Source organism: Novosphingobium sp. AP12, from assembly GCF_000281975.1.
Taxonomy (GTDB): Bacteria; Pseudomonadota; Alphaproteobacteria; order Sphingomonadales; family Sphingomonadaceae; genus Novosphingobium.
In genome coordinates this window covers 1-6,610 of sequence record NZ_AKKE01000044.1, presented here as the reverse complement: position 1 = coordinate 6,610, position 6,610 = coordinate 1, and the positions used below count along the sequence as shown (strand labels likewise).

The window sequence follows — 6,610 nt, the reverse complement described above, 5'->3', positions numbered from 1 at the left end:
CCAACAGCGGCACGATCCGCTCCGCCTCCACGGCAGCGACGATCGCCAATCTGTCCACGCCGTTCAATCCGCTGACCAACAGTGGCACCATCGCCAACACCGGAACCGGGGCCGCCATTCAGAGCGAGCGTGGACTGGAGATCGTTAATCAAGCTGGCGGGACCATCTCCACCGCAGGCAGTACGGCGATTTCCACCACATACCTGAAACTGACCAACAGCGGCACGATCATAGGCGATATCGTGATCCAGCCTACCTACGCTTACTATGGTTCCAACGTGATCGACTCTACGCAGGGCACGATCGAGGGCAACGCCCTGCTCGGCAACGGCAACGACCTCGTCTACGGTCGCTACGATGGCTCGGAGACGCTGGTGACCGGAATCACCGGCACGATCGACGCCGGCCTTGGCACCAACTCCCTCGTCCTGGCGACCGACGCGGACCTGACCGTCTCCACTGCGATCACGCTGCCAACTGGGTTCCAGCGCCTGCGGCTCACTCCCGCAAAGGGCGTCACGCTTACGCTGGCCGATGGCTTCGTCGCTCCCGGCACGATCGAGATCGATGGTAACGGTACGATCGTGAACGAAGCGGCGATCACGACGCAGGGTCAGGTCTTCGTCGTGCCTTATCCCCCATCCGGCACCCCCAGCCTCACCAATATTGGCTCCATCGATGCGGACATGGGGGCGGACAGCTACCTTTATGCTATCGACATGCGCTTCCAAGGCACGCTGACCAACAGCGGCACGATCACGTCCAGCGGCTCCGGCGTCAACATGGACGGCGGCGTCGTCAATTCCGGCACGATCACCGCCGCCGGCACCGGGCTTTATATGTTCGGCGAAGGGCTGACCAACAGCGGCACGATCCGCTCGACCGGCGGCATCGGCGTCGAGCTGAACGGCGACACATACTACACCGCCACCAACAGCGGCACGATCGAAGGCGCGACTTACGGCGCCGTGATCGGCTATGTCCTGAATAACAGCGGCATCATCTCCACCAGCGCCACCGGCACCGCCGTGGGCCTCAGCAACTACGGCGTGCTGAACAATCTGGCGGGCGGGGTGATCGAAGGCGGCGCCTGGGCGATCACCGGCAAGGATCCTTACGGATCGACCAGCACGTACAATGCCAGAGTCTTCAATGCCGGCACGATCAACGGGGACGTGACCTTCGTTTCTCCCCGCGATGACGGGTACTACAGCAATACCAACTTCTACGTCGCGCTCACCAGCGGCGTCCTCAATGGCAACCTGACGCTGGGCAAAGGCGATACGCTGGTAACCGACCTGGTCAACACCGGCTCCGGCCAGTTCGCCGGCATCAACGGCACGGTGACCACCACGGGCGGCCTGCTGCGCTACCGCGTCTCGGGCGAGGCAAGCGCGGTAATCGGCGCCGTCGGCCCCTTCGCCACGACCGGCTACGAACTGGTCGGCGGCGCGAAACTGATGCTGACCGCAGACGCGCCGCAAACCCTGCCGCTGGTCCTTGCCGGTACCGGTACAGTGGATTTGACCGCCGATATCCAGGCCACCAATCAGACCGCTTTGAGCGTGGTTTGGGCGGCGAGGCCCGATAACTCGACGCTCGTTAATCCGGACTTACTGACGATCGTCAACCGCGGCACGATTTCGGGGACTATCAATAATTACTGGGGCGGCGGCTTCGGGGTCGCAAGCCTCACTACGAACGACACTCTGTACAACGACGGCACGATCAACGCCGCCTCCAGCGCGACCAACGGCGGAACTTCGTACAATGCCGCCGTCACGTACGGTAATACGCTGGTCAACAACGGACGCATCACGCTGGATGGCAGCTACGGTGCCTACAACGTCAATACCGTGGTGAACACGGGCACGATCGAGCAGACTGGCCTAGGGGCTTCCTATGGCATTTATAACGCCTACAGCGTCACTAATAGCGGCACAATCCAGACTGCGAGCAGCGCGATCTCGGGAAATTCGGGGACCACGGTCGTTAATTCCGGCACGATCGCCAGCACCGCAAACACCGCGATCACGTCAGCCTCGCAAGTCACCAATCTGGCCGGCGGCACGATCTCGGGCGGCGCCGGGACAGCGATCTCCATGAGCGGCGGATCGGTGAGCAATGCGGGCCTCATCCTTGGCAATGTCGATCTCGGGTACTGGGGGGGCTACGGCAGCGCCTATTACGCCAACGGCGGGACGCTGATCGGCGACCTGACGCTGGGCAGCGGCAACGACCTGTTCCTTCAGAACGGAACGGACGCCGGCGTAAGCGGCACTATCGACGCGGGCCTCGGGCGTGACACATACGGCATCGCACTGACCAGCAGCGGCTCGGTGGCCGTTGGGGCCGCGCCTGGAACCGGCTTCGAAGACGCGATGGTCGCGGCGCTGGGCGTCGATACGATGGCCACCGTCACCAGCCTCGATGCCGCGTTCACCGATCTCCACGCCGCGGGCGATGGCACCGTCGTCAACGCGTTGGACCTCTCCGGCGCGCTGATCATGGGCGGCGATGCCTATACCGGACAGGCTTATATCCTGCGCCAGACGCTTGGGACGCTCGTCAACCATGGGTCCGTGGCGGGCGGCGTGAGCGGTTCCGTGGCCCATCTGGTCAACACCGGCACGATCGGCTCGGCAGAGCTCGCCGATACCCCCGTGATGGTCTGGAACTGGGGCGATATTGCCTTTGAAAACAGCGGCACCGTAATCGCCAGCCAACTCGAAGAGTACTTCTCATCGCTGACCGGATACGCCATCGACGTCGCCAATAGCGGCACGATCGCAGGCGGCTTCCAGGCCTATGCCGTTGCCTCGCAGGAAGGCACGCCGGGTACCATCAGCGTGACCAACAGCGGCACGATCGCAAATGAAGGCGCCGGCGCGGCGCTGCAAATGCTGGGAGGATCAATCGATGCCAGCGCGCCCGCCGCTCTGGCGCTCACCAACAGCAGCATCATCAGCGCGAACGGAGAGAGCGCGATCGCAGTCGGCCTCGGCCTTGCCGTTCCCGACTACAGCCCCATCCCTGCTCCGCCGCTGGGTACGGTAACCGCCATGATCGTCAACGCGGCAGGCGGGACAATCACGGCTTCGGGCAAGGACGCCGTTGCGATCCATTCGCTGGGCACCACGTTCAACCTCGAAAACCACGGCCGGATCGAGGCCAGCGGCGAGGGCGCTCTGGCCATTCTGGCTACCGATGCCTTCCCCGCCGTGCTCCGCAACATGGGCACGATCGTGGGCGGCGTGATGCTGGGTGGTGGGAACGATCTGGTGGACAACAACGGCACGATGGGTTCCATCGATCTTGGCGCTGGGGACGACATTCTGCGCCTTTCGGGCGGCACTTTCGCAGGCACCGTCTACGGCGGCGAGGGCAGCGACAGCATCGAGATCGCCGGTGGCCAGGCGGCATTCTCGGCGGTTTCCGACGTCGAGGCGCTGCGCATGAGCGGCGGCCTCGCCACCGTCAGCGGCAGCGCCGCCTTCGGCAGCATGAGGCTTACCGGCGGCCGCATGATCGGGCTGGCGGGCTCGACGATCTCGGCCCCGACGATCACCGTGGGGCAGGGGGCAACCTTCGGTTCCGCAGGCACCGTCAACGGCGATCTCGCCGTCGCCGGCACGCTCAGCTCCGGCGCCTCGCCCGGCACGATGACGGTCAACGGCAATGTCACACTGGCCGGCACTTCGGTCTCGATCTTCGAGATCACGCCCGCGGTTTCGGACAAGCTGATCGTCAACGGTAATCTCACGATCGCCTCGGGCGCCACGCTGCAGATCGGCGCCAGCGGCATCGTGAACCCCGGGCAGTCGCTCGACCTCATCGATGCGGACAGCATCACCGGCAGCTTTACCAACATCGTCCGCTCGGGATCGCTTTTCGGCGTTCTCGTCCAGGACGGGAACTCGGTTTCGCTGCTCGGCGCGTTCATGAACGATCCGGCCTTCACGCCGCAGGTCCGAGGCGCGATCGACTATGTGAACGGCCTGATGACCAGCGGTACGGCTTCTGCAGCGTTCATGGCGGCGGTTCCGGAACTAGCGGCCAATTCCAGCACCGCCAACCAGACCGTCTTCGCGCAGCTGACGCCGGAAGCTTATGCCTCTGCCGACCAGATCGCCGTGGAACATGGGCTGGAACTGGCAGATGTCGGCCGCAGCGATGCCTTTGCCCCGCGCCGCGCCGCGCCTGGAGCCTTCACCTTTGCAAGCACGCTCGGCAATACGCGTACGCTTGAAGGCGGCCCGCAGGGCGCAGCACGCGCGCGGATCAACAGCTATGGCTTCCTCGGCGGGATTGGCTGGGGCAGCAGCGACTGGTCGATCGGCGGCTTCGTCGGCTATCTCAACAGCCGGCAGACGCTGTCCGCGCTGGGCGCCCGCACCGAAGTCGACGGCGTGGTCGCAGGCGCCCATGGCCGCTGGAGCAACGGCAAGCTTGGCATCAAGGCGACGGTCGCCTACGATGGCGGCAATGCCGATACCCGGCGTAGCCTGCTCGGCGCTCCGGCCAAGGGTTCGTATGAACTGACGGGCTGGACCGGCGACCTCAGCCTTACGTACGCGATGCCGCTCAGCCGTAGCTGGACGGTGCAACCGACTGTCGGTCTGATCGCAATCCGCACCACCCGCGATCAGGTGGCGGAAGGCGGCGACAGCCCCTATGTCCTCGAAGTGGCACGTGAACGCGACCACGCGGTCTTCGTCGACGGTGGCCTTACGTTCAAGGGCGGCATGCAGGACGGTGCAGCGATGCGCCCCTTCCTCACGGTCGGAATGCGCTATCAGGTGGAGGGCCGCGCTCCCTTCGCGCTTGCGGCTCTCGGCGGTGGGGACCTCGGCCTTGCGGCGACCGGCGCCTCGCGCGCTCCCGTCCTCGCCACTGCGACGATGGGGACGGATGTTGTCGTGTCCTCAAGCTTGACGCTGTTCGGCTCATTGAGCGGTGAAGCCGGTGATGCCGATAAACGCGCCAGCGCGCGCGTGGGCCTGCGTATGGCGTTCTGAAAATCACACCCGGGTCTGATTTTCGTCAGACCCGGGTGTGTGAAATCGTGCCGCATGGCGCGCAAAGCACGCCATTGCGGGCGATGCCAACGAAGAACAGAGGCGCCGGATGAAAGTCAGGAGCGTCAATGCCTTGTGGAACATTAGGCATTTCATCTACGGCGGTGGCACAGCAGCACGAAGCACCGGAACAGTGGCTTAAACGCAGCCGAGTTCGCCTGACGAAAATCTGCGATTGTTCGAAGATCAGGACGCACTCCGCCCAGCAGCCAGATCACCTCCAGATTGCCCCCCGTTCAGTCGTGAGGCAACGGCTCGACCGCATTCGATTGAGATAGCCGTAGAAATGCGGCTTAGCAGATCAGCCGGATCGTATCGCCTTCACCATGGGTGCGGATCGCCCGGTCGACGTTATCGAAGCACTCGATCTGCATACTTCCCTCTAGGGCCTCCACTTCGATCGGCGATGAAGGCTTTGCCGTCGATGCGAGCCTGATCGCAGTCGATGCTAATCGCCAGCGCGGAGTTCGTGGCGGCGAGCCCTTGCCGCCCGAGACGACCAACCATGCTGTGAACGAATATCTGGCCATGCTCGACGACGCCGCGTTTGGTGCCGCGACGCCTGTCGTTCCGAAGTTCTTGTCGCCTGCTGACTCTGCCGCGCGCTGGACCAGCGCCGAGGGCGGTCAGGCGTTCTTCGCCTACTGCACCAATTATCTGATCGACCCGAGGAACGCCGTCATCATGGATGTGGAAGCGAGCACGGCGATGCGTCAGGCTGATTTGACTGCGGCACGGCGGATGATCGATCGCGTCCAGGACCGGTTCGGAGTCTGGCCTGCGCGACTGGCGGCGGACACCGCCTATGGCTCTGCAGAAACTCCACCACCGCCGCCTCTGCGCGCCGGAAAACACCGTCACCTGACCCACTCCACATTCCATAGGAATGCGGCAAATCTCAGTGCTTGCCACATGGCTAACCTCTCAGGCCAAGCCGATCAGCGACAGAGGGCTTTCACCGGATGCGTACTATTGGCCGCTCAGTCCGGCCTCTCTTTTTGCCCGATCGCTGCGAATTTTTGTAAGCATGCTGAGGAAGTTCGGCTTCTGTAACTTATCTGCTTGTTTTAGAAGTTCGGCTGCTTGCTCCGGGGGAACTAAAGCTTTGACAGAATCTACAAACCTTGTGTTCAGCGGTCCGCAGCCCTTTGTTGCCTCAGCGTATATCTCTTCGTCCGATGCGGCGGTCTTGGTGAGGCGCACGGCATAAGTGGCCATGCATCTATCAATTGCTTGGCCAATAAGCATGGCGTCAGGCTGGCTTTGCTGAGCCAACGCGGGCTGGGCACCAAGGGCAATCACCAGCACGACGGCCTTCGATTTCAAACTCATGAACGATCGCCCCTGATATCTACAGCGCTGATATGACAAGGACATCTTACAAATGTCTTTAGATGATCCTTGTCCGCTATCGCGCGTGTCCGGAAAGGCCGATCTCAGGTAAATTCTCTGCAACGCGGCCTTTCCGCTTCTGGGGGTCGGCGCGGCGGCTCCGAACGGCGGAAAGGGTTGGAAAGCGGACGTTGTAGTCA

At 63.2% G+C, this 6,610-nt stretch carries 2 protein-coding genes and 1 pseudogene; 2 read left to right on the top strand and 1 reads right to left on the bottom strand.

All coding sequences use genetic code 11. The annotated features are described in order from the left end of the window. A partial coding sequence (locus tag PMI02_RS08260) for an autotransporter domain-containing protein (RefSeq protein WP_007681427.1) occupies window positions 1-5,018 on the top strand: 5,018 nt, incomplete at its 5' end. Window positions 5,019-5,477: 459 nt separating this feature from the next. Then, window positions 5,478-5,897, top strand: a pseudogene (locus tag PMI02_RS26320) (IS5/IS1182 family transposase); the annotation flags it as partial. A gap of 150 nt (window positions 5,898-6,047) precedes the next feature. Here PMI02_RS26320 and PMI02_RS27930 read toward each other — a convergent pair. Further along, window positions 6,048-6,610: hypothetical protein (locus PMI02_RS27930; RefSeq protein WP_238539032.1), on the bottom strand; the 563-nt coding region annotated here is incomplete at its 5' end.